This window comes from Streptomyces sp. NRRL WC-3742 (assembly GCF_000720635.1).
In the GTDB taxonomy this organism is placed as follows: domain Bacteria; phylum Actinomycetota; class Actinomycetes; order Streptomycetales; family Streptomycetaceae; genus Kitasatospora.
This window is the reverse complement of record NZ_JOCF01000062.1, coordinates 1-21875: the sequence shown is the minus strand read 5'-3', so window position 1 is coordinate 21875 and position 21875 is coordinate 1. Positions and strand designations below refer to the sequence as shown.

The following is a 21875-nucleotide window of genomic DNA, read 5'->3' as shown; positions in this document are numbered from 1 at the left end:
TCCACGACGATCGACCCTGGTGCCGGGTTGCAGCCCGAGCGCACCGAGGAAGGAACCTGCGTGCTCCAGCGTACGGTGCTGCCCACCGCCGACGCAGCCGTCCGGCTCAGCGCCCTTGCCGTCTCCCGTCCCCGCGCCACAGCGTGGGACCGCCTCGCCGTCGCCCTGATCGGCCTGGCCGGCTTCCTCCTGTCCTTCGACGCCCTCCAGCAGATGGCCGTCGCGATCCACGTGCGCGGCCCGCTGACGTACGTCTTCCCCTTCACCGTCGACGGGTTCATCGCCTACGGCGTGCGCGCGCTGCTCGTCCTGCGCGCGGCCCCGCTGGCGGCCCGCGTCTACGCCTGGTTCCTGTTCGCAGGGGCGACCGCCGCGAGCGTGTGGGCCAACGCTCTGCACGCCGTGCGCCTCAACCAGGTGCTCGACCACGGCGGTGGCCTGAGGCTGGGCGACGGCGTCGTCGGCGCGCTGTCGACCCTCTCGCCGCTCGCCCTCGGAGGCGCCGTCCACCTCTACATCCTCATCGCCCGCCACGCTCCCGTCCCGTCTTCGGATGGGACCGGACCGTCCTACGCGACTTCCGCCGACCGTCCGGTCCCCGCCTCTGCCGGTCCGGACCGTCCGAGCGGTCCGGACGCTCCGGTCCAGATCACGGTACCCGTCCGTGCGGACCGTGGTCCGTCCACCGCGAGCAGCAGCCGTCCGTCCGACGGTTCGGACGGTTCTGCCACCGGTCCGGAATCCGACGAAGCCGTCCGGCGCCCGTCCGCGGACACCGGCACCGGTCCGGTCCCGGACGGGTCGGCAGAAGTCCCCGTTCCCCCGTCCGCGGACCACGGTCCGGACGCGGACGAGCGGCTCCCGGCGGACGGCAACGGTCCGGCGCGGCGGACCGGACGGCCTGCGGGCGCGTCGATGGACCGGCTGCTGGAGGTCAGCCGTCCGGCGGTCCGGGCGCACGGTCGCCCCAGCCGCCCGGTCGTCGAGCGGGCCGTCCGCGAAGCGAACCTGCCGCTCGGCAGTACGCGCTTCACGGTCCTGATGGACGAGCTTCGCAAGGAGTTCCCGGACGACCAGGCTCGTCCGCACCCGCCGGTCGGCTAAACCCCGTCCCCGGTGACCGGACCGACCGGAACCCACCCCGGTCCTGGTCCGGTCACCGGGACTTCTGCCGATGGGCAGAAGTCCCCACCCTGCCGGTCCCGTCCGCGGTCACTCCCCGACCCGGACGGGACCGGCCTCTCTCCGGGCGCCGACCGGAGCGCCGCGCGCCCTCCTACCTGCGAAGCCCGGCCCCGCCAAATCAGGCATCACCCCGCACACTGCGCACCCCGACCCCGCTACCCCAGGAGCACGCCCTGACCGCTACCCGACCGACCCCGCACGAGCACGTGGCCGGTGCTGTAACCTCGCCGGACCGCAATGGAGTTGGCCACCTCCAGGCCAACAGCGGAGCAAGCGAGTGCGTCGGGACCCCTTACAGGGGTCCCGATGCGGACGTCCACGCCCAGGAGGGCGTGGACGGGACGGTGCTGCCGAGGGCGGCAGCACCGGAGCTTCACCGCGAGGGCGCGGCGAAGCAGGAGGAGACGCTCACCGAGTCCCGCCGCACCCACGCCGCCGACCACCCGTCGTGCTCCGCCGAGCGTGCCGAGCACCGTGCTGTCCGCTCCGCCGCGCCGACTGAGCCGCGCGCGTCGAAGCGTCGCCGCCGCGACAACGCCAACCCCAAGCGCGTGAAGATCGCCTTCCGCGTGACCGCCGAGCAGCACGCCGAGATCGCCCGCCGCGCGGCCGAGTACGGGCTGGCCGTCGCCGCCTACTGCGCGGCCAAGGTCCTGGCGGACGACCCCGCCGTCGGCCTCGGCGGCCGTGACGCGAGCGTGGACGCGCTGGCCACCGAGGTGCGCCTGCTGCGCCGGCAGCACGCGGGCTCGGCGAACAACCTCAACCAGCTCACGCACGCCTTTCACGTGCGCTCCCAGCCGGGGCCCGACGCGTACCTGGAGGCCGCCACCGCGGTGCGCGAGGCGTTCGATGAAGGCGCCGTGCTGATCGCGGAAGTCGACCGGGTGGCCACGCTGCTGGAGAAGGCGAAGCGCCGGTGATCAGCAAGGCCGTCCACGGCAACGACACCCTCGGCGCGCTCCGCTACCTGTACGGCCCCGGCAAGGCGAACGAGCACACCGACCCGCACATCGTCGCCTCCTGGGACGGCTTCGTCCCCGACCCCGGCCGCCACCCCTCCGCCACCCTCGAACAGCTCGGGGACGCCCTCGACCTGCACGTCCTCCAGTACGGAAGGAAGGTCAACAACCACGTCTACCACCGCATGATCCGCGCCGACCCGGGCGACCGCATCCTCGACGACGAGGATTGGGCCGCCATCGCCCACCGCGTCATGGCTGCCGCCGGCATCGCCCCGGACGGCGACGAGGACGCCTGCCGCTGGGTCGCCGTGCGCCACGCCGACAACCACATCCACATCCTCGCCACCGTCGTCCGCGCCGACCTCACCCAGGCTCGCCTGTACGGCGACCAGTACCGCGTCGAAGACGAACTCACCAAGATCGAGCGCCAGTACGGGCTCAAGGACCTCTCCGACACCCGCACCCGCGAGTACCGGGACGCGATCCCCAAGCGAGCCACGGGCGCCGAGATCCGCAAGGCCGAGCGCCTCGGCCGGGAGGGCACCGACCGAGACCGCCTGCGCACCGCCGTCCGCCAGGCCCTGGCCGGGGCCGCGGACGAGGAGGAGTTCACCGCACGTCTCGCGGCGAACGGTGTCCTGTTCGGCGTGCGCCGAGCGCCCTCCGGCGACGTGACCGGCTACAAGTTCGCCCTCCCCACCGGCGACGAGACCGGGCCGGTCTGGTTCTCCGGCAGCAAACTCGCCTCCGACCTCACCCAGCCCAAGATCCGAGCACGCTTCACCGCCGGCATCGACCAGCCCGCTCCCACACCCGACCCTCGCACCTGGCCTGCTGTGAGCCGCCACCGGGCCAGCACCACCATCGAGCACGCCTATCCGGCCTTCGACGACGGTCAGGACGCCGCCCGCGCGGAGGCGGCGATCCGAGGCGGCCTCGAAGTCCTCGACACTCTCGCCGCCACCAGTCCGACCCTCAGCAGGAAGGAGATCAACCAGGCCGCACGGGCCCTGGAGTACACCCGCATCGCCCACACCCGCGCAGCCGGCGCCGACCTGCGCGCGATGCGCTCCGCCGCCCGCGAACTCCTCCACGCCGGACCCGCCAACGGCCGGGGCGAGGACGGCACAGCCGCCGCCACGATCCTCACCAGCCTCGTCCTGCTCGCCATCGTGATCGCCAAGTGGCACGCCGCCCAAGGCCACCGCCACCAGGCCGAAGCCGCCCACACCGCCGCCCAACACCTGCGCGCCGCCTACGCTCGGCACGCCGCCAAACCGATCGCCCACCTCACCCTCGAAGGCCGACTCCTCCCCAAGCCCGACCACGACCGGCAGGCCGCCACCGTCCGCCGCACCCTGCCCGCCGACCAGGCCACCCGACTCCTCGCCGAGGACAACTGGGCAGCCCTCGCCGCAACGCTGGCCCAGGCCGAAGCCGCCGGCCACGACCCGACCACCCTGCTCACCAACGCCGCCGGTCGACGCGAACTCGCCACCGCCGACTCACCCGCCGCCGTCCTCACCTGGCGCATCCGCCGCGACGCCCACCTCCCCGCCCCCGCACCGGCCGCCACCCCGGACGAACTGCGTACCCGCGCAGCCCTGTCCAGGAGCACCACCGGCCGTGCCTCCGCCTCCACGGTGACCACGACCGTGCCGCCCGCGCCGCCGGTACCGCCCACGGTCGACGCCAACCGCCCTAGGCGGTAGCCGTCGGCGGCCGCCTTCTCCCGTCCGCCGGCCCATCCCGTCCCTGTCCTCGCTCTCAAGGAGCCCTGTGAAGGTCCACCCCCTCACCGCCACGTTCCCGACCATGAACGAGGAAGAACTCCTCGACCTCGCCCAGGCCATCAAGAAGGAGGGCCAGCACGAGCCGATCCTGCTCGACGCCGACGGCGTCCTGCTGGACGGCCGCAACCGCCTCGCCGCCTGCAAGCTCGCCGGCGTCGAACCCCGCTTCGCCACCCACACGAAGGGAGACCCCGCTGCCGTGGCCTGGGCGCTCAACATCCGGCGCCGGCATCTCACCCAGGGCCAGCGCGCCATGATCATCGCGAAGGGGCGTTCTGTTTCGAAATTTTCCGCGCGAGACGACGCCGCCACCTACGGCATCAGCCCCGCCCGCGTATCCCTCGCCACGACGGTGATCAAGCACGCCCCCACCCTCGTCCGCCTGGTCATCACCGGCGCGATGGGCCTGGACGCCGCCTACGAGCAGGCCCGCAAGCACAAGGCCGCCGTCAAGACCCGGAACGCCCAGTACGACCTGCTCCGAGCCCAGGCCCCGGACCTCGCAGTGCGCGTCACCGAGGGTGACCTCGACATGCCCGCCGCGCTCACCGAACTCGAACGCTGCCAGGAGGAGGAACGCCTGCGCGCGCACGTCGACCGAGTCGACGCCGTTCGCGCCGCCGACGGCGACATCCAGCCCACCCTCGCCCGCCTGGTCGACGACGGCCTCATCGACTGGCCCGAAGCCGCCCGGCGCGCCGACCACTACCTCGCCCAGCGCCAGGACGCCCTCCGGCACTCCCAGCAGGCGCTCCAGTTGATCGCCGACCACTGGGACACCGTCCGCAGCCTCGCCGGTCGGCCCGACAGCGCCCTCATCCGCGAGGTCCTTGACAACCTCACGCCTGAGGCCCGCACCCTCGCCGAGGAACTCCTCGCCCGCGAAGCCGACACCCCGCCCACCAGTCCACGCTGACCCGTCATCCGACGCCGGGCTTATCCCCGGAGAAACCGCAGCGGTTTCTCCGGGGATAAGCCATCGCGGAGACCGTCAACTGGCCTGCAACGCAGTCATGGTGTCGATTCGATGTAGTTCTCCGGAGACAGGGAACCATCGGGCCAGCGGTCGGCTTGTGGTGCTTGCAACCGACACTGAGAAGGGCGGCACATGACCAACTCGGCTGACGACCACCGCAACTCCCACCACCCCGTCGTCCTCGCCGTTCCCCACCCCGAACCCCTCAACCCGCGCGGCATCACCATCACCTGCGCCGCTTGCAACGCCGCCCGCGACTGGCTCCTGATCCACGTCGAGCCCGGCATGGTCTTCGTCCGCTGCCGCTGCACCCATGAGTGGAGGGAACACGACCTGGAAACCGCCGACGTCACCGCGGTCCGGGGCGCCACGGCGAACGAGCGAGTCTGGGCGTCCTTCGACGAGATGTACCGCGGCCTCGGCTTCGACGGCCTCTTCCGGCTGACCTACCTCGCCTAGTACAACCGCTGGCGGCGCTCCTTCAGAGACTGAAAGGAGCGCTGCCCAGCTCCTGGGCGGGGGCGCCGTTTCAGGAGCTGAAACAGAAGGGGTCGGATTTACTGAGTAAAACCGAGAGGATTTCCTCGGTAAACCGACCTGAAATTTACTCCGTAAATCCCTCGGTGCCCGTCCGGCAGAACCACGTGCCGACGGCCGCGGGATCGCCAACTGGACTTCCACCCTTGCTGCTTGGAGATCGAGTGAGACCAGATCGAGTGTGATGGTGATCGCTCGCCGATCACGTCGATCTTCGGGCCGGGTCTGTGCTACGTTCCGTGGTCCAACCGAAAATAGGCGACCCCGGCAGCGCGCCAACGCTCCGGGGTCCGGCAACAGGAGCCTGAACTCCCGATGCGTGTCCATCGTAGCGCCCACGTGCGCAACTTCACCGTGCTGCCCAACGCCATGCTGCAGTACCGGCAGCTGTCCTTCACCGCCCGCGGCCTGCTCGCCGACCTCCTCTCCCGCCCGGACGGCTGGCGCGAGGACGGCCGGCACATGGCCGACTCCAGCCCCCAGGGGCGAGGTGCGATCCGCAAGGCCCTGAAGGAGCTGACCGAGGCCGGCTTCTACCGCGTCGAGAAGATCCGCATGCCGGACGGCACGATCATCACCGAGACCCATGTCTACGACACCCCGCAGCGGGCGCTGCCGGGTGCCACCCGTCCGGTCTCCGGTGGAGCGACCACCGGTGGTGCTGACACCCTTCCAAAGGACCTGGTGAAAGAACCCTCCCTCCCTGCCGAGCAGGCCGACGAGCCGGTCCGCGCCGACGAGCCGCAGGCGAAGGCGGGAGGGCGGGAGGAATCCCCGAAGGAGGAGGCTGACGAGCAGCCCCTGACGGTGCCGGACGAGCAAGTCCATGAGGCGGTCGCCACGTTGTTCCGGGTGATCGGCCCCGAACCTCGCCTGCGGCTCGGCCAGGCCGAAGTCGAGGAACTCGCACCCCTGGTCGCGCAGTGGCTGGAGCGCGGCGCGACTTCCGCAGACCTCGCCCATGCCTTGCTGCCGGGCCTGCCCGCCCCGATGCACTCGGCGGTTGCGGTGCTCCGCTACCGCCTGGAGCACAAGCTGCCGCCCGTCCAGGCCGCCGTACGGCCCGCAGCGGCCCGGTACAGCGAGTGCGCCAAGTGCCACGACCCGGTGCCCCAGCCGGGCATCTGCCGGGCGTGCGCCGGCCTCGGAGAACGAACGGTAGGCGTCGGCGGCGGCGAGGCGGCCACCCGCAGCGGAGCGGCCCGCGCCAGGAACGCGCTGCGCGCCGCCAAGGCCGCCGGCATGACCCTGGGGGGCCTGGCCATCACCGGATAGCCCTTGTGCAGGCCCGTGCCGCCGATCTTGCCGCGCCTCGCCGTCCCGTTCTCGCTCAGGTCGGTTCGGCCTCGACGAAGCAACATCGGAAGCCGGTGTCGTCGTCGAACATGGTCGTGTCGGCGTCGTTGAAGGCGGACGGGGTCGCCCGTGCGAACGGGCTGGTGAAGGCGCCGGCCTTGAGTTCGCGCCGTCCGGGTTCGGACTCGTCCGAGCACCACTCCCAGGTGTTGCCGCACAGGTCGTAGACGCCGTACGCGCTGACGCCGCTGTGGAATCGGCTGACCGGTGTCGTCCGGCCGATGCCGCTCTCACGGCTGTTGCACTTCGCCGGGGTCAGCTGATCACCCCAGGGGTACGCGTCGCCGCGCGGCCCACGAGCGGCCTTCTCCCACTGCTGGCTGGTCGGCAGGAGCTTGCCCGCCCAGAGCACGTACGCGGCGGCGTCGTGCCAGGTGACGAACACGACGGGGTGGTCGAACAGGCTGTCGGGGCACTTCCCCTTGGGCCAGTGGCGGGGCGCCGGGTGCCCGGTGGCTGCGACGAAGCGGGAGAAGTCCGAGTTCGTGACCGGGAAGACGTCGATGTAGAAGTCCGGCAGCCAGATCGGCCTCTTCTCGGGGCCGGCGAGGAACACCCCGGCTTCGACGAGGGCCATCCGCTTGCCGTCGCCGGGGTGCGTGATCTGGTGCTGCCGGGGCAGCGCATGTTCCGTCTCCGCGTGCTGGTCGGAGAGGACGGCGTCCGAGGAGCCGGTCAACCGGACGAAGCGTTCGTGGGCTTCGGGACCGGATGCGGCCAACGACGTATCCAGAGCGGCCTGGTTGACCGGCCGGGGCGTGATATCGGCGCCTCTCGACTCCCACTTCGACACCATGCGATCGCTGATGCCGAGGTGAGCCGCGAACGCCTCGATGCTCATCCGCTTCGCCTGCCGAAGCGCTTTGACCTCGACACCGGTCCATACTTCTACGGTCGCCAACGCGGCCCTCCACCCCACAGCCGTTGCGCCCAGCGTCCCCTCGCTGGTGGCAACTAGAGTAGATCGGTCGGCACGTCCGCGTACTCCTTGCGGAGTTGTTCGATCACGGGGTGTGTGTCCGGGAAGGTCACGCCGTCGACCGCGTTGATTGCCCGGACGCCGATGCCGATGTTGGTGGCGAAGGCGGCGTCGAAGTCGGTGAGGTCGCCCAGGCACACGGTCGCGGTCGACGACGGGTGAGCCTGGCGCAGCAGCTCCATCGTGGTGCCGACCAGGCACTCGGCGTCCGGCCAGACGACCTGGTCTCCCTTGACGAAGCCGACGTTCCAGGTGCCGCCCTCGGAGATCACGGAGTCGGTGTCGGTGAAGAGCGCGTCGTCGAAGCCTGCCCGCTGGGAGTCGCGTCGGTGGCGGAGCGAGCCGAAGAGGCCGACGCTCTTCACGGCCGGCATGTCGCGGGTGTAGACCACGGACTGAACGCGCATGGCGGGAAGGGGCAGAGACCCAGCTGGTCGGGTGGTCACCAGGACGTGGGGGTGCGCGTCGTTCCCGACGTGTCCGAGGTCGAGGGCGGGATCGAAGATCGTCACCCTGACCACGCAGTCCCCGGAGGACGGTACGGCGCGACGGGCGAAGTCCCGGACGCGGTCGAGGTCGAGGTCGGTGTCGAAGACGGCGCGGCAGTCACGGGCCAGACGCGCCAGGTGGAGGGGGAGGCCGCGAACGTGGCCGTCCTCCACACGGATCGAGGTGAAGTGCCCGTAGTTCGTCAGGGCAAGGGCCTGGAGATGGTCCAGGCTGATCGGGCTACCGTTCAGTTCCGCCATGGCGCCAAGCATGGCACCGGCCTCCGAGTGGCGAGGCGTGGTTCCGGCCAGTCGGGTGCCGAAGTTCGGTGAAAGTTCAGGGCCGGGGCAGTGCCAGGTCGTACCGGCTTGGTCACCTTGGGCGCCAGCCTAGTCACACAACGTTGGCTTCCCGGTTGGACAGTTCAAGGTCTGCATCCCTCGAACGGGGTGAGCGAGAACCGCGCGGCGAGCCTTCACCCCAACAGCTCCCAACCCGGGAGGACTCCCGTGTCACAAGCACGCCCCTGCACCAGCCAGTTGGTGCTGGCCGACACCCCGAACGCGGTCGGGTGGGCCCGGCGACACACCACTGACCTGCTCCGCCGCTGGCAGGTTCCGAGCGACACGATCGACACGGCCAATCTCATCGTGTCCGAGCTGGTCACCAACGCCATTCGGCACACTCACGCCGACGATGAGGTCTCCCCGTACTCGCCGCTGTCACCGGTGAAGGCAATCACCCTGGCACTCTGGCTCGAACGCGGGCGTCTGGTCATCTTCGTGCAGGACAACGACCGCCGCCCGCCGGTGGTCAAGGAGGTGGGCGAGGACGCGGAGAGCGGCCGGGGCGTCTTCCTGGTCGATGCCCTGAGCGAGAAGTGGGGCTACTACTACCCTCCCGGGGCCGCCGGAAAGGTCGTGTGGTCGGAGCTGCTGATCGCTGGTCGAGATCCCAGATTCAGGAACGACGACGGGCGCGGCCGCAGCGCCGACAACCAGGGCAACGCCGGACGGTCCTACAGGGACACGCCGTTGGTTGTGGCCCGCACCTTGGTCGCACTCCGCGAACTCTGACCTGCAGAACGCCCGCACTCGGCGGGCCCACGATCGAGTGGCCGGCACCGAATTCCCCCGGGGTGCCGTCCACTCCGAGCGCCCCCGCGTCTCCGCCGTGAGATCCAGCCTCGCGATTCACGCGCCAGGGCTGCGGGGGCGCTCACCCAATCGGATAACTCATAGCATTACGAAGGGAGTTGACGTAAAACGGGTCATCGCAAAGCGCGCCGATCGGAACAACCATCCACTCACGGACAGGAGTCCTGGCTGATGCATGCCCTGAACCAGCCCATCGACCCACGCTCGTTGTTCCCCGTCCGATACCGGGACAGCCCGTTCCTCGACCTGTGCGGTCGCGCGTTCGGAACTCTCTACCAGTTGATGCCGGAGGGGGACCTGCCCCGGGTGCCGAGCCCACGCGGTCCCCGCCAGACCCAGGACGATCTCCTCAAGCGCTACGGACAGCTTCCCGGTACCGGGACCGCTGACCCGCTCCAGCTCGTCGAGGAGATGACCGGTGACTTCCTCGCCGGGGCCGTCAACTGGCGCTGTCCGGAGCTCCAGTACAACCTCGGTGCGGCTGTCAACGTGGTGGCCGCAGCGATGTACGCCGTCTCTCTCGACGTGAACGTGTACCTGATCAACGACGGCCTCGCCGGCAACGCCGTCGCGGCCGAAGCCGCCGTCAGCAGCATCCTCGCGGACCTCACGAGTATCGACCCTCAGCAGGCGTACGGACTGTTCACCTTCGGCGGCACCGGCACGATGGCGTACGGCATCAAGTCCGGCTTACGAAAGGCATTCCCGGACTCGGCCCGCACCGGCGTGCCGAGCAGTGCTCGCGTGATCATCACCGAGGACGCCCACTTCTCACACGCCACTGCTGCCGACTGGCTCGGCCTGGGCACGGAACAGCTCGTTGTCCTGCCTGCAGGCGGGGACCGCCGTACGGACATGGACCAGGTCGAGGTCCTGCTGAGGGCCGAGCTCGACGCCGGGCACCAGATAGCGACCATCATCGTCAACGGCGGTACCACCTACGACCATGCCATCGATGACATCGCCGCGATGGCCTGCCTTCGGGATCGCCTGGTCGCGGAGTACTGCCTGCACTACCGCCCTCACCTCCACGTGGACTCCGTGGTCGGGTGGGCCTGGTTGATGCTCACCGACGAAGCCCTGGGAGAACTGGAACCGGAATCGGCCGCTGTCGCGGCCCTGCGCGAGCAGCAGCGGCGCATCCAGGGCCTTCGGTTCGCCGACTCCTGGGGCGTCGACTTTCACAAGGGTGTTGGTGTGTGCCCCATCGACTGCAGCTTCGTTCAGTTCAACGACCGCATCGACTGCGCGGTCCTACGAAAGGGCGGCCCATCCGGTCCCGAACTACACCAGCTCGCACAGGACTTCAGTGCTGTCTCCCCGGTCGACTACACCCTGGAGACCTCGCGGGCCGGTGGTAAGGCCATTGCGGCGCTCGCGAGCCTGCACAGCCTTGGCCACCAGGGCTACGGAACCATCCTGACCCGTCTGATCGATGCGGCCTTCCACTTTCGCACGGCTATCGGCCGGCAGGGCGGGATGACGGTGCTCAACCCGCACGCTCTCGGATACCAGACGATGGTCCGCCTTCACCGGCCCGACCGGACAGCAGCCGACTGGCGGCACGAGATCCTCGACCCGTCGCCGGAGATGGCCGATGCCGTGCGGGACGGCAACTCCTACCTGCGGGCCTTCTTCGAGTGGGATCAGAAGACCCGGATGGACCGCAACACGGGTGGAGTCGTCTACTCGTTCAGCAGCCGGTACGTCACTACCGCCGGCGGCGTACCGATCTCGGGTCTGAAGTTCTACCCCACCAGCCCGCTGATCGACCGCGAGCACATGAAGGCCGCTATCGACCTGCTCGCCGAGCGCAAGGCCGTCTTTGATCGGGCCGTGTGGCGCGCGTGTTCCACACGGCCGCGGCCGTCCAGCTGAGCGAGCACTCAGGCGAGTGCTCGCTCAGCCGCGAGTTCCAGTACCGGGTGGAGGAACTGGTCGGTGAGCTCGTCGGCGAAGGCGAAGATCTCGCGCGTCACCGCCTGCGTGTGGTCCGCCCGCCAGGCAGCGATCCGCTCGGCGAGCTCGGCCGCGACGTCTCCGAAGTAGGCGGCGTTCTGGTTCACCCGCTCGGGGCGGGTGATGCACTGTTGGAGCAGGTAGTTCTTGACCACGTACCGGCGCAAGGGCGCCATGTCGAGCCGGTCGGCGAAGTGGTCGAGTACGGCGTGCTGATCGTGGTTCTCAGAGCGGTAGTTCTCGATCTCGCCGGTGTAGCAGCTGCCGCTGAACAGGGCCTCCGGCTCGTGGAGCATGCGCCGTGCGCTGGTCTCGTACTCTGGCGTTCGGACGTAGGCGATGTCGATGTCGGCGAACTCGGCGCGGAACATGAACGGCCAGCCGACAGCCGGGATTTCATGAGTCCCTGCCCCGTCGTAGTACCCAGGCCGGAAGCCGTCGAGCTGTCGGTAGGTCTGGGCCTCGATCACGAGGGCGCAGTCGGAGACAGGACGGCCGAAGTCGCGGAAGACCTGCTCGGTGAACAGCGGCCGTTCTTCCTCGCGGACGTGGCTGTCGACGATGCTCTGCGGGAAGAAGACGGTCCCGACGTGTTCGGTGTAGCGCCGGGTCAAGGCTGGGCAGCGGCGCCAGAAGTCGGCCTCGAAGAAGCCGGCGGTGGAGACCACAGTTGCCCCTCGCCGGGTTTCCTTCTCAACGGTGGTCAGCCAGGTGGGCGGGAAGATCGTGTCGGCGTCTCCGCTGACGATGTACTGCGCGGGTGTCGGCTGATCGAGAAGGTAGTCGATTCCGGTGTTGCGCGGGATGACCATGGAGCGGGCCGTCTCGGTGACTACCGTGCAGCGCAGTCCGGGGAACTTCACGGCGGTGGCGGCCACCACTCTGGCGGTGTCGTCCTCGGCAGGTGCGTCGGCGATGACGATCTCGTACTGGTCCCGTGGGATGGGACGGCCTTGCTCGTCCTGCTGGTTGGCGATGCTCTCGATCGTGCGGCCGATGTACTCGGCCTCGTTGTAGGTGGGGATGACGAAGCCGTACCGGGTCACGAGATACCTCCAGGGTGGGTGGCGTGGTGGCGTGCTCGGTGTTGGCCAAGGGCCTCGGCCGCGGCCCAGAACTCGTCGTACGAGCGGGTTCCGGCCAGCCGTCGGATGGCTTCCTCGTCCTCGCGCAGGGCTTCGGCAAGCACGGGGTGCCGGCAGTCGATGACTCCGGTCCGCAGGCACTGGTCGAGGAAGCGTGCCGGCCCGGAGGCGCGTTGCGTGGCCGAGGCCAGCGCCCGGGTGTGGGCGTGCGCGGCCTCGCGGCCGTGGAATGCATCCGTGCTCGCCCACTGCCGGGCTGACCGTGTGAGCTCGGGGAGGGCCTTGGCCAGATTGCCTGAGCCCTCCAGGCTGATGCCGTACTTGGCGGCGAGCCTGATGGCCCGGTTGAGCAGGAGTAGTGGGTTCTCACTCTCGACTCCGCTCACCAACGCTGCGTCCCGCACCGGGAGGGAGGCGAGGACGTCGTGCGGGTCGGTGTAGGTAGCGGAGGGATGGTGCCAGCGGACGCACTCGACGTCGAAGTGGCCGATGCCCTCGACGGCGTCCACGAAGTTGAGGTCGAGAACACGTCCGCGCCACTCGACGTCGAACATCACGACCGGCTGGTTGAACCTGATCCAGTACTCGCGCGGTGTCGAGACCGCCCCGACCTCCGGGTGAGTGAGGAGCAGGCGCCGGCACTGATGGGCCTGGTCCAAACCGACGACCGCCACATCGATGTCATGGCTGGGCAGTTGTGGAGCCACGAGCAGGTCCAGGGCAGCCCCGCCGTAGACGAGCAGCTCGTCGACCTGCAGCAGGTCGGCCAGTTCTGCCAGCAGCTCGCGCTGTGCGGAAGGGAGTTGCCGAGGTGGCGCGGGATCGCTCATCAGGATGCTCCGTCTCGACGCACTGTCGGACTTCCCAGAGAGCGGCCACAGTCCCACAACTCGATCGGCATCGTCGGTGTTTCATTGCACTTTGGCCTGATACGTCCACGTGTGCGGCGTAAAGCTCCCCTCAGGGCAGCACACGGAAAACATGTATCGCACTAGACACAGCGCAGGCACCTGAACGAGTGACTATGCGCGCAGTGGGTGAATTGACGCCAGGTCGACGGTCTTGGAACCGGTCGCAGCCTTGATCACGGCCTCATGGCTCACGAGCACGAGCGGCCCCGGCGACTGGTGGCGTTCCGCCACAGTCTTCAGCCGTTCGGCCATTTCGGCGTCCGTCTCCCACTGCCGGTTCGATGGCAGGTGGCCCGAGGAGCGCCACAGCTCGTACTCGTCGATCGCGCGGCGCACGGAGTCGGCGGTCACCGGCGTTCTTCCGTCGCGGACCGGCAGCCAGTCGTGAAGAGAGAGATCGATCCGCAGCTCGCAGCCGAGGGCAGAAGCCAGCAGGGCGCCGGTCTGCAGCGTGCGAGTGTATGGCGAACTGACTACCAGCGTCGGCTGGAAACCCCGCAATGTCTGTGCCGCGTCCTGCACTTGGGCCAAGCCGCAGGCCGTCAAGGGGGCGAAGTCCCGTCTTGCCCCCTCGTAGACGGGGGCGTGCGGCACGAGCGTGTCGTAGTCGGCCTCTCCGTGGCGAACCAGGAAGATCACAGTGCCGCCGCCCCCATCCGTGTCGGGCTGTCTTGTCGCCTATTCGCCGCCGAAGCGGGTCGTCCAGGTTGCCAGGTCCTCGTCGGTGATCTTGGCGAACAGGACCGGCGGCACGGTGAAGCCGGTGCCGGCGGGGACGAAGTCCAGCGCCTGGGCCTCCTCGGGGCTCACCCAGGTCGCCGTGTCGTCGGTGAGGGTGAACGCACCGCGCATGGCCTTGGCTGCGGTCGGGATGAACGGCTCGGAGATCACCGCGTAGAGGTGGATGAGGTTCATCGCCGTGCGCAGGGTCAGCGCGGCGGCCTCGGGGTCGGTCTTCACCTGGAGCCAGGGGGCCTTCTCGTCCAGGTAGGCGTTGCCGGCGCTCCACAGGGCGCGCAGGCTCTGCGCGGCCTTGCGGAAGTTCATGGCGTCGAGGTTGCCCTCGTACTCCGCCAGCAGTTCGGCGAGCTGCTCGCCGAGGCGCTGCTCGGCTTCGCCGGCCGCGTGTCCGGCGGGGACCTCGTCGCCGAAGCGCTTGCGGGTGAAGGTGAGCACCCGGTTGACGAAGTTGCCGAGCGTGTCGGCGAGGTCCTTGTTGACGACCGAGGCGAAGAGGTCCCAGGTGAAGCTGGAGTCGTCGGATTCGGGCGCGTGCGCCATCAGGAAGTAGCGCCAGTAGTCGGCGGGCAGCAGCTCCAGAGCGACGTTGGTGAAGATGCCCCGCTTCTGGCTCGTGGAGAACTTCCCGCCGTAGTACGTCAGCCAGTTGAACGCCTTGACGTAGTCGACCTTCTTCCACGGCCGGCGCGAGCCGAGGATCGTCGCGGGGAACATCACCGTGTGGAACGGGACGTTGTCCTTGGCCATGAACTCCGTGTAGCGAACGGCCTCGTCGACCTCGTACCACCAGGACTTCCAGTCGCGGACCTCGCCGGCCGGGGCCGCGTCCGACCACTCCTTGGTGGCGCCGATGTACTCGATCGGGGCGTCGAACCAGACGTAGAAGACCTTGCCCTCGGCGGCCATCTCGGGCCAGACGTCGGCCGGGACGGGCACGCCCCATTCCAGGTCGCGGGTGATCGCCCGGTCCTGGAGGCCCTCGGTGAGCCACTTGCGGGCGATGGACGAGGCGAGGACGGGCCAGTGGTCGGCGTTGGCGGCGATCCACTCCTCGACCTGCTCGGTCAGCTTCGACTGGAGCAGGAACAGGTGCCTGGTCTCGCGGACCTCGAGGTCGGAGCTGCCGCTGATCGCGGAGCGGGGCTCCAGGAGGTCGGTCGGGTCCAGGACGCGGGTGCAGTTCTCGCACTGGTCGCCGCGCGCCTTGTCGTAGCCGCAGTGCGGGCAGGTGCCGACGATGTACCGGTCGGGCAGGAAGCGGCCGTCGGCGTTGGAGTACACCTGGCGGACCGACCGCTCCTCGATGAACCCGTTCCGGTGCAGCTCGCGGGCGATCTCCTGGGTGATCTCCCGGTTCTGCGGCGAGGAACTGCGGCCGAAGAAGTCGAAGGACAGCTGGAAGCCGTCGTAGATCGCCTTCTGCTGGTCGTGCGCCTGGGCGCAGAACTCCGACACCGGCAGGCCCGCCTCCTGGGCGGCCAGCTCGGCGGGGGTGCCGTGCTCGTCGGTGGCGCAGATGTACAGCACCTCGTGTCCGCGCTGGCGCAGGTAGCGGGAGTAGACGTCCGCCGGGAGCATCGACCCGACCATGTTGCCCAGGTGCTTGATCCCGTTGATGTACGGGAGGGCGCTGGTGATCAGGTGCCGAGCCATCCTCGGATGCTCCAATTCCTCCTGCGCGCACCCCAGCGGGCCGCCACAGGGCGCAAAGTCTGAGGGCCGCGACGAGACGCTGACCAGGGCCAGCTCCCGAGGCGCCGCACAGATCGAAGGTCTACTGCGGGCAATAGCATCCTACCGAGGACTGCTCCCCGGTTGGCCGGGCTTTTCGCTCGCCCCGCCCGCTGGGCTCCACCCGCAATCAGATACAAGTCAGCCGCCCGGAACAGGCGGCCAAGCGAGTCCCGAGCGGCGACAGTGCCGGAGTGAATCACCCACGGCAGTAGGGATTCTAGCGCCTGCCTACCACCCGCCGATCGCTTGGAGCTTCCGGGGTGCGCACCTGGCCGAGGAGTTCACCAGCCCCGCGCCCCGCGGCGGCCTGTACACCGCGACGCTCGGCGACGACGGTACCCTCCTCGCCACGATGGCCGAGGCGTGCGACGGCCTCGTGATCGCCGCCTTCGGCGTGGGCCACGTCCCCCAGAACTACGTGGCCACCCTGGAGAGGACCACCTCCCGGATTCCGGTCCTCCTCACCAGTCGCATCGGCAACGGCCCAGTCCTGCGAGCGACTTACAGCTTCCCCGGCTCCGAGAAGGACCTCCTCGCCCGTGGGCTGATCCGAGCTGGCCACCTCGACGCCTACAAGGCCCGTCTTCTCCTGCACCTCCTGCTCGCCCAGGGCCGCAAGACCGTGAGATCGCCGCCGCCTTCCGCGCCGCAGCCGACTGAGCCGAGCCCGCACCAGCCCTTCCGACAGCGAGGATCCAGCCTCATGCGCGCCAGCGAACTGACCCTCGGCCGGACCTTCGGCGTCACCTTCGAGCACGGTGAGGACTTCTTCGACGCCCTCGCCGAGTTCTGCAAGGAGCACGACGTCCAGCAGGGCTACATCCCCATGTTCATCGGCGCCTTCTCCGAAGCCGAGATCGTCGGCACCTGCGACGGCCTTACCCACCCCGAACAGCCCCTCTGGGACCGCACGCGCGTCGAGTTCGTCGAAGCCCTCGGCGGCGGCACCCTCGCCCACGACCCCGCCACCGGCCTCGTCCTCCCGCACATCCACCTCGCCGCCGGCCTCAAGGGCGACAACGCGGACGGCCGCACCAGCCACCTGCTCAACGCCCGCGTGCAGTTCCTCAGCGAGCTCTTGATCGTGGAAGTCGCCAGGCCCACCATGACCCGGCCCCGCAACCCCGCCCTCTACGACGTGCCACTCCTCACCTTCCTGAGCCTGCCCAGCCAGGCATGGCCCGGCAGGACCAGCTCCAGCGTCCCCACGAGCCAGGCTCGCTGGCCGGCATCGAGGCGGGGCAGCATCTGATCGAAGTCGAGCTGGCCCTTCTCGCGCACGTTCTTCGCCTTGTAAAACGGCTGAGCCTCTGGAGCCAGGAATGTAGCCCAGAACGAGGTTGCAGGGCCGAGCTGCGGGAGCAGGCGCTGGACATGACTGCGCCCGCTACGCAGCGGCGTTGGGGATGCGCTCCGGCTTGGATCTCATAAAACAAAGTGTTGACTAAGTATTTAAGTGTCACATTTCGGGCATCTGATCTTGAGGTTTGCCCCCCGAGGGGCGTTGATGACGCAGCAGAGTCATATAGTCGCGGAATGCGAGTCACCGACATAACCATGCCTTCCGGCATCACCGCACGTCCGCGCGACGACCGTGGTTACCCCGTCCCGGCGATCACTCCCTGGGAGGACGGCGTTCCACAATTCGCCAGCACCAGCATGCGCCGGGTGTTTCTCTGCGTCGAAGAGCGTCGATGCACGGTCTGCGGCAGGGAGATGCAGCCGGGACCAGTGTGGCGCGTCGTGGACGGCGAGGACGCCGAGATGATCAGCGCGCTGCTGGACATCGGGAAGGCATACCTCAACCCTGCGCCCACTGGTGAGGCCCCCGGTCATCGGACATGCATGATCTATGCTGCCATGGTCTGCCCGTATCTGAGCAGCCCGGAAGGCCGCCGAGGTGAAGCCTCGAACATGTACGGAGCCAATATCCCCAAGGGGGATGCGCGCGGCGTCGGCGGTGGGATCGTTGCCTACAACGACTACGGCTTCGAGCAGACACAGGTCGGCCCCGGGGTCGTCTATGGCAAGCCTGTCGAGATCATCAGCTACAACCGCGCTGAAGATCTTCGGGACGAGCTTGCTGCCTCTATCGCGGCCGACGAAACGGTGATTGGCAAGGCCCCGAACTGGCTTGGCGAAGATGAGCAACTGACGGAGGCCGCGTTCCGCCGCGCCATGCTCTCGCCGGCAGAGCGGCAGGCGCTGGAGGCAAAGAAGCGCGCCACGCAAGTCAGGAAGCGGCAGCAGAAGCAAGCGAGGGCATCTCGCAAGAAGAACCGTTAGAGGAGCGGCGGGTGCTCGTTTTGGCCTGGCACAGTGAGTTCAACCTTGAGTTGCGTTGGCACCTGTAGCCAGGGACGCTCGACCTTAGCGGGTCGGGCCCACCCTCGCTGTGGGCCCGGCTCGTGCCCTTCGGGTTCAGCTACGTGCGGCGGCACCCGACGTCTTGCGGCTCCTCGCCGATGCCGTAGACGTCTTGGGCTTCACCTGCGCGGCTTTTGCAGCGGCGTCCGCCGAGAATCCTGTCTCTTCGAGGAACTTCATCGCACGGAAGATGTCGTCGCACGTCTTGAGCAACACCCTGATCGATAGGTCACTCTCGGCCTCCGGCGGAAGATTCGCCAGGGCGCACTTGTAAACACGCAGAACCGACTTGTACAAGCTGTGCAACCGGGCCGATGCGTAGAGCTTGTTCATGTCGACGTTGTTCGTCGCCGCATAACGGCTTTGGAACAGCACGAACCCGGTCTTCTCGTTACCGCACTGGAAGTCGCGAATCCACGCCTTGCCCCATTCGAACTGGGCGGGCGTGAGTTCGCCCATGGCCTCCTCCCGGGGAAGGCCGTCGTCACCGGCCACGATCACCCGGTTCCAAATGTCCTCTCCGCTGTCGTGCGCCGCTCGGCGGCGCGTCGTCGTCATAGCTACTCGCCTTCTTCGTCCTCATCGCTTGTCACGTGTAGCGACCACCGTTCAGGTGAAACTTCCCCGTGCACGGAGGCAGGTGGTCACGGACCTACGCCTTGCCCCGTTCGAACTCAGCGAGCGTGAGCTGGCCCATTGCCTCCTCCTGGGGCAGGCCGCTGTCACCGGCCTTGGCCACCCGGTCACAGATTCCTCCCCGATGTCGCGCGCCGACCGGCCGCGCTGCGTTGCCACGGCTACTCACCCTCTTCGTCCTCCAACAGGTTCGCCAATGCCTTGTCCATGTCGGTACGGCCCGTCTTGACGGCACTCTCACACCAGTCGAGGAGCATCCGCGCCTTGTGGACGTTGTCGAGCACCGCAGCCTTCGTCTCCTCGTTGTAGTCCTGGGCGTGGATCTCGGGGATGATCCGCTGCAGGGAGACGAAGAACGATGCGAACGCCCCGATCAGCCGCAGAATCTCCAGAGGCGCTTCCTTGTAGCTGACCAGTGGTTCCTGCTCCTCGACGAACTCCTCGACCTCCTCGGCGTCCTCGGCCGGCGCCAGCTCGACTTCGGCTTCGAGCTCCTCGTCGACCTTCCGCCAGTGCTCACGCTGAGCCTCCCGCAGGATGTTCCGTGACCGCGGGTCGGCCACCACCCGGCTGCGGACCTCGGGCCGGGTGATCATCTCCTTGACGACCTCGGCCGCGTCCTCGTCGCTGTGCAGGAGCCGACGGGTCCTGGCCAGCCGTTCATCCCTGTTGCTCGGCGTGTCGAAGTTACGGTTTGCGACCTTTTGGGCCTCGTTCTCGGTCCAGCGGTACTCTTTCGAGATCGGGTCGTACGGGTCCTTCCGGATCATGACGTAGCGGCTTCGGACGTAGGCGAGTTCCCGATGGACGGAGTAGGAGACGTCCGCGCGGCGCTTGTCCTCGGGCCACTGCTTCGCAATCTTGTAGTGGTTCTGCAGCGTCCCCGCGTTGATGCCGATCTGGTGTGCCAGCAGTTCGATGACCTCGCCAACCTCGCCACGCCTGCGAGGGTGGCCTTCCAGCGCTTCGATCACGAGATCACCCAGTGCGAACTGGATGCTGGACTTCTGCTTGACCAGCTTCCGGCCCTTGCGAACGATCGGTTCCCATTCGGACTTCGTGTAGCCGGTGGGAAGTGTCATGGTTGCCACGAGGAGCCTCCTCACTCGTGTGCTGAGCGCGTGCCGTCGAGCTGGTTTCCACCCGCCCGTCTGACGTTCGGACCGCGAGAAGCCGCAACAGCCCTTGGCGGCTCCGCATGCCGTCTACGAACCAATCTACTCCGGCGGGCATGGCCACGCCGAGGTGAGCGGTCTCGCTTCTGACCCCCGCTAGGGAACTGTGGGAGGGACGATGGAAGCACGAACGCGTGGCTCTACGGCGTCGAGGAGGTGCCCACATGGGTGAGCATTCCTGGGTTCCCTGCGCAGACCCTGTCCAGTGGGAAGAGTACGTTCAACGGGGCCGAGCACTGGTCCGCGAGAAGCGTCGGCTGCAACTGGACCTCGGTGATCTCGTACTTCGCACCCTTGGACTCCGGCCTGAGAATGACGAGGTACTCCAGCGCCTGGCATGTGAGATAAGGGTCAGTCCGGCAGTATTGGTCGAATGCATGCGGCTCGCGGTCTCTTACACGCCTGAGGATTATGCGTCTGGCCCCGCTCCCACCTGCCCTATGCCGCCGGGACAGCGTCAGCGGCAGCAGGGTCAGGGAGGCGATCCTGGGCTATGACCCGTCGCAAACGCGTTTCAGAGGTTTGGTAGTTCGTCTCGCCGGGGCGCCCCGAGGCCATGCGAACGTGCGGTGGGCGATTGCAGGTCAGCGGCGGTGCACCTGAAAGCCGAAGCCCTCCCCGGTACTTGTGAGGAGGGCTTCGAGTCAGTCAGGGATGGTTACGGTAGGTGGCGGAGAGGGCTCCGCCCGGCGCGTGGGTCAGCTTCGCCAGCGTTCCCAGAGCCACGCGATGATCGCGACGCCGGCGGCCCCGACCATCTGCTCGGTGTCGTTGCCGACCCCCGCGGTGTAGCCGGCGGTGTAGGCCGCCGCGATTGCCGCCACGAGGAACTCAAGGCGGGGCGGTCGGTGGCTCTTCGTTGACGTTAGGCGCATACTGGCCACGGTCGTCTCCTTGTTTCGATGAGGTGGGACCAACCGCCGGAGCCCGAGGATCTGTGGAAGGTGACACGGGATCTCCGGCGGAAGCATTTATGAGGAGGCTTCGCTGTTTGCGGCAGCGGAGGCGTCTTCGGTGAACTCCTTGCTGATCAGCTCTCCGAGCATTGCCATCAGCTCAGATCGGTCCTCCGCAGACAGCGATGAGTAGGCCACCCACGCGGCATCGACGGCCGAGGCAGGCCGCCGCCCCATCGCCATCCAGGCCAGGACCAGAGAACGGTCGCCTGGAGAGAGGTCCTTGAGCCGTTCCCAAGCCGTCTGCTTGCTGACCTGCCGCACGACCTGCTCCAGCCCGGCTTTGGAGCTGACGGCTCGCTGGCGCTGTCTGGCTGCTCTGACGGCGGGGTCCCAGACGGCGTCGCCTGCTTGAACGAAGAGTTGCTCGTTTGGCTGCAGGGACACCTGTGTACGGGAGTTTTCGATCACCCAGCCGGCGTCTCGGAGATCGCGTACTCGGCGTTCGATCTGGGTCACGTCGGGAAAGGCATCGCGGAGCTGGGCTCGAGTGAACACATTCCCTTCACCAACCACGTCGACCAGCCATAGGGCCGCTCGAACCATGGTGCCGATTTTCTGGTCTGTCCAGCTCGGTCGAGGTGTGGGGGAATCTGCCATCGTTCACGCTCCTCGATGTTGGTGGCCCCAGATGGTGAGTCGAGATCGAGCGCTACCTTAGCACGGACCGGCGAAGTTCGGCGCACTTCGGCGCGAAGTGGCGAGGATCGGCGCAACTGGCGGCGCGGTGCTTCCTGCGAGCGGCTTGTGGCTGATCCGCCGCCAGGGGGCCTGTGGTTCGGCGTAGCCTTCGTGCATGGCAGAGAGCAAGGTCCGGAAGGCGGCGGCGTCGAAGCCGGTCGTGAAGAAGGCGGCGGTGAAGCCGGGGAAGCCG

Annotated in this window: 21 protein-coding genes; 10 read left to right on the top strand and 11 right to left on the bottom strand. The window is 68.3% G+C overall.

Going from position 1 to position 21875, the window contains the following annotated elements; translation table 11 throughout:
* Positions 1-60 precede the first annotated feature (60 nt).
* The 6 genes from IH61_RS0129485 to IH61_RS0129460 all read left to right on the top strand — a co-directional run bounded on the left by IH61_RS0129485 (position 61) and on the right by IH61_RS0129460 (position 6731).
* Positions 61-1104, top strand: a complete 1044-nt coding sequence (locus IH61_RS0129485; RefSeq protein ID WP_234327389.1) for a DUF2637 domain-containing protein — start codon at positions 61-63, stop codon at positions 1102-1104.
* A 413-nt stretch (positions 1105-1517) separates the two neighbouring features.
* Complete coding sequence (locus IH61_RS0129480) at positions 1518-2108, top strand: plasmid mobilization protein (RefSeq protein ID WP_031075352.1); 591 nt, start codon at positions 1518-1520, stop codon at positions 2106-2108.
* Complete coding sequence (locus IH61_RS0129475) at positions 2105-3862, top strand: relaxase/mobilization nuclease domain-containing protein (RefSeq protein ID WP_051838321.1); 1758 nt, start codon at positions 2105-2107, stop codon at positions 3860-3862. The genes IH61_RS0129480 and IH61_RS0129475 overlap by 4 nt, the downstream gene beginning before the upstream one ends.
* 67 nt (positions 3863-3929) lie before the next feature.
* Positions 3930-4859: a ParB N-terminal domain-containing protein gene (locus IH61_RS43315; protein ID WP_051838319.1), complete on the top strand. Its 930-nt coding sequence runs from the start codon at positions 3930-3932 to the stop codon at positions 4857-4859.
* A gap of 192 nt (positions 4860-5051) precedes the next feature.
* The gene (locus tag IH61_RS0129465; protein WP_051838317.1) at positions 5052-5378 is read left to right on the top strand and encodes a hypothetical protein; all 327 of its coding nucleotides are present in this window, start codon (positions 5052-5054) and stop codon (positions 5376-5378) included.
* 393 nt (positions 5379-5771) lie between these two features.
* A complete protein-coding gene (locus tag IH61_RS0129460; RefSeq protein WP_078911489.1) occupies positions 5772-6731 on the top strand; it encodes a hypothetical protein in 960 nt (319 codons plus the stop codon).
* A 55-nt stretch (positions 6732-6786) separates the two neighbouring features.
* On the opposite strand, the gene IH61_RS0129455 is transcribed toward IH61_RS0129460, so the two are convergent.
* Both IH61_RS0129455 and IH61_RS0129450 read right to left on the bottom strand, forming a co-directional pair.
* Positions 6787-7731, bottom strand: a complete 945-nt coding sequence (locus IH61_RS0129455; RefSeq protein WP_324607632.1) for an SUMF1/EgtB/PvdO family nonheme iron enzyme — start codon at positions 7729-7731, stop codon at positions 6787-6789.
* A 35-nt stretch (positions 7732-7766) separates the two neighbouring features.
* Positions 7767-8540 carry an aminotransferase class IV family protein gene (locus IH61_RS0129450; protein ID WP_031075345.1) on the bottom strand — a complete coding sequence of 258 codons (774 nt, stop codon included), beginning with the start codon at positions 8538-8540 and terminating at the stop codon, positions 7767-7769.
* Positions 8541-8822: 282 nt separating this feature from the next.
* Between IH61_RS0129450 and IH61_RS41650 the strand changes: the two genes are divergently transcribed.
* Positions 8823-9356: an ATP-binding protein gene (locus IH61_RS41650; protein WP_234327387.1), complete on the top strand. Its 534-nt coding sequence runs from the start codon at positions 8823-8825 to the stop codon at positions 9354-9356.
* A 252-nt stretch (positions 9357-9608) separates the two neighbouring features.
* On the top strand, positions 9609-11315 hold the full coding sequence (locus IH61_RS0129440) for a hypothetical protein (RefSeq protein WP_031075342.1): 1707 nt from the start codon (positions 9609-9611) through the stop codon (positions 11313-11315).
* Positions 11316-11323: 8 nt separating this feature from the next.
* Here IH61_RS0129440 and IH61_RS0129435 read toward each other — a convergent pair whose 3' ends face one another.
* From IH61_RS0129435 to metG, 4 genes are all read right to left on the bottom strand, one after another.
* Positions 11324-12442 carry a glycosyltransferase gene (locus IH61_RS0129435; protein WP_031075341.1) on the bottom strand — a complete coding sequence of 373 codons (1119 nt, stop codon included), beginning with the start codon at positions 12440-12442 and terminating at the stop codon, positions 11324-11326.
* Complete coding sequence (locus tag IH61_RS47290) at positions 12439-13311, bottom strand: hypothetical protein (protein ID WP_031075339.1); 873 nt, start codon at positions 13309-13311, stop codon at positions 12439-12441. Before IH61_RS47290 ends, IH61_RS0129435 begins: the two co-directional genes overlap by 4 nt.
* 192 nt (positions 13312-13503) lie before the next feature.
* Positions 13504-14031, bottom strand: a complete 528-nt coding sequence (locus IH61_RS0129425) for a histidine phosphatase family protein (RefSeq protein WP_031075337.1) — start codon at positions 14029-14031, stop codon at positions 13504-13506.
* A 39-nt stretch (positions 14032-14070) separates the two neighbouring features.
* Positions 14071-15786, bottom strand: coding sequence for a methionine--tRNA ligase (gene metG, locus IH61_RS0129420; RefSeq protein WP_031075335.1), 1716 nt, complete (start codon positions 15784-15786; stop codon positions 14071-14073).
* Here metG and IH61_RS49035 point away from each other — a divergent pair.
* Positions 15722-17119, top strand: coding sequence for a PCC domain-containing protein (locus tag IH61_RS49035; protein WP_324607631.1), 1398 nt, complete (start codon positions 15722-15724; stop codon positions 17117-17119). The genes metG and IH61_RS49035 overlap by 65 nt on opposite strands.
* 284 nt (positions 17120-17403) lie before the next feature.
* Complete coding sequence (locus IH61_RS0129410; protein ID WP_158845403.1) at positions 17404-18153, top strand: hypothetical protein; 750 nt, start codon at positions 17404-17406, stop codon at positions 18151-18153.
* 135 nt (positions 18154-18288) lie between these two features.
* Here IH61_RS0129410 and IH61_RS0129405 read toward each other — a convergent pair whose 3' ends face one another.
* From IH61_RS0129405 to IH61_RS49030, 5 genes are all read right to left on the bottom strand, one after another.
* Positions 18289-18792 (bottom strand): hypothetical protein, encoded by a 504-nt coding sequence (locus IH61_RS0129405; RefSeq protein ID WP_031075325.1) that lies wholly within the window; start codon positions 18790-18792, stop codon positions 18289-18291.
* A gap of 239 nt (positions 18793-19031) precedes the next feature.
* The gene (locus IH61_RS0129395) at positions 19032-19952 is read right to left on the bottom strand and encodes a DUF6192 family protein (RefSeq protein ID WP_031075323.1); all 921 of its coding nucleotides are present in this window, start codon (positions 19950-19952) and stop codon (positions 19032-19034) included.
* Between the two features lie 791 nt (positions 19953-20743).
* Positions 20744-20929, bottom strand: coding sequence for a hypothetical protein (locus IH61_RS41645; protein WP_037973527.1), 186 nt, complete (start codon positions 20927-20929; stop codon positions 20744-20746).
* An 87-nt stretch (positions 20930-21016) separates the two neighbouring features.
* Entirely contained in the window at positions 21017-21601 is a 585-nt protein-coding gene (locus IH61_RS0129380) for a hypothetical protein (protein WP_031075318.1), read from the bottom strand.
* A 57-nt stretch (positions 21602-21658) separates the two neighbouring features.
* The coding region (locus IH61_RS49030) for a hypothetical protein (protein ID WP_037973526.1) at positions 21659-21875 on the bottom strand (217 nt) is incomplete at its 5' end.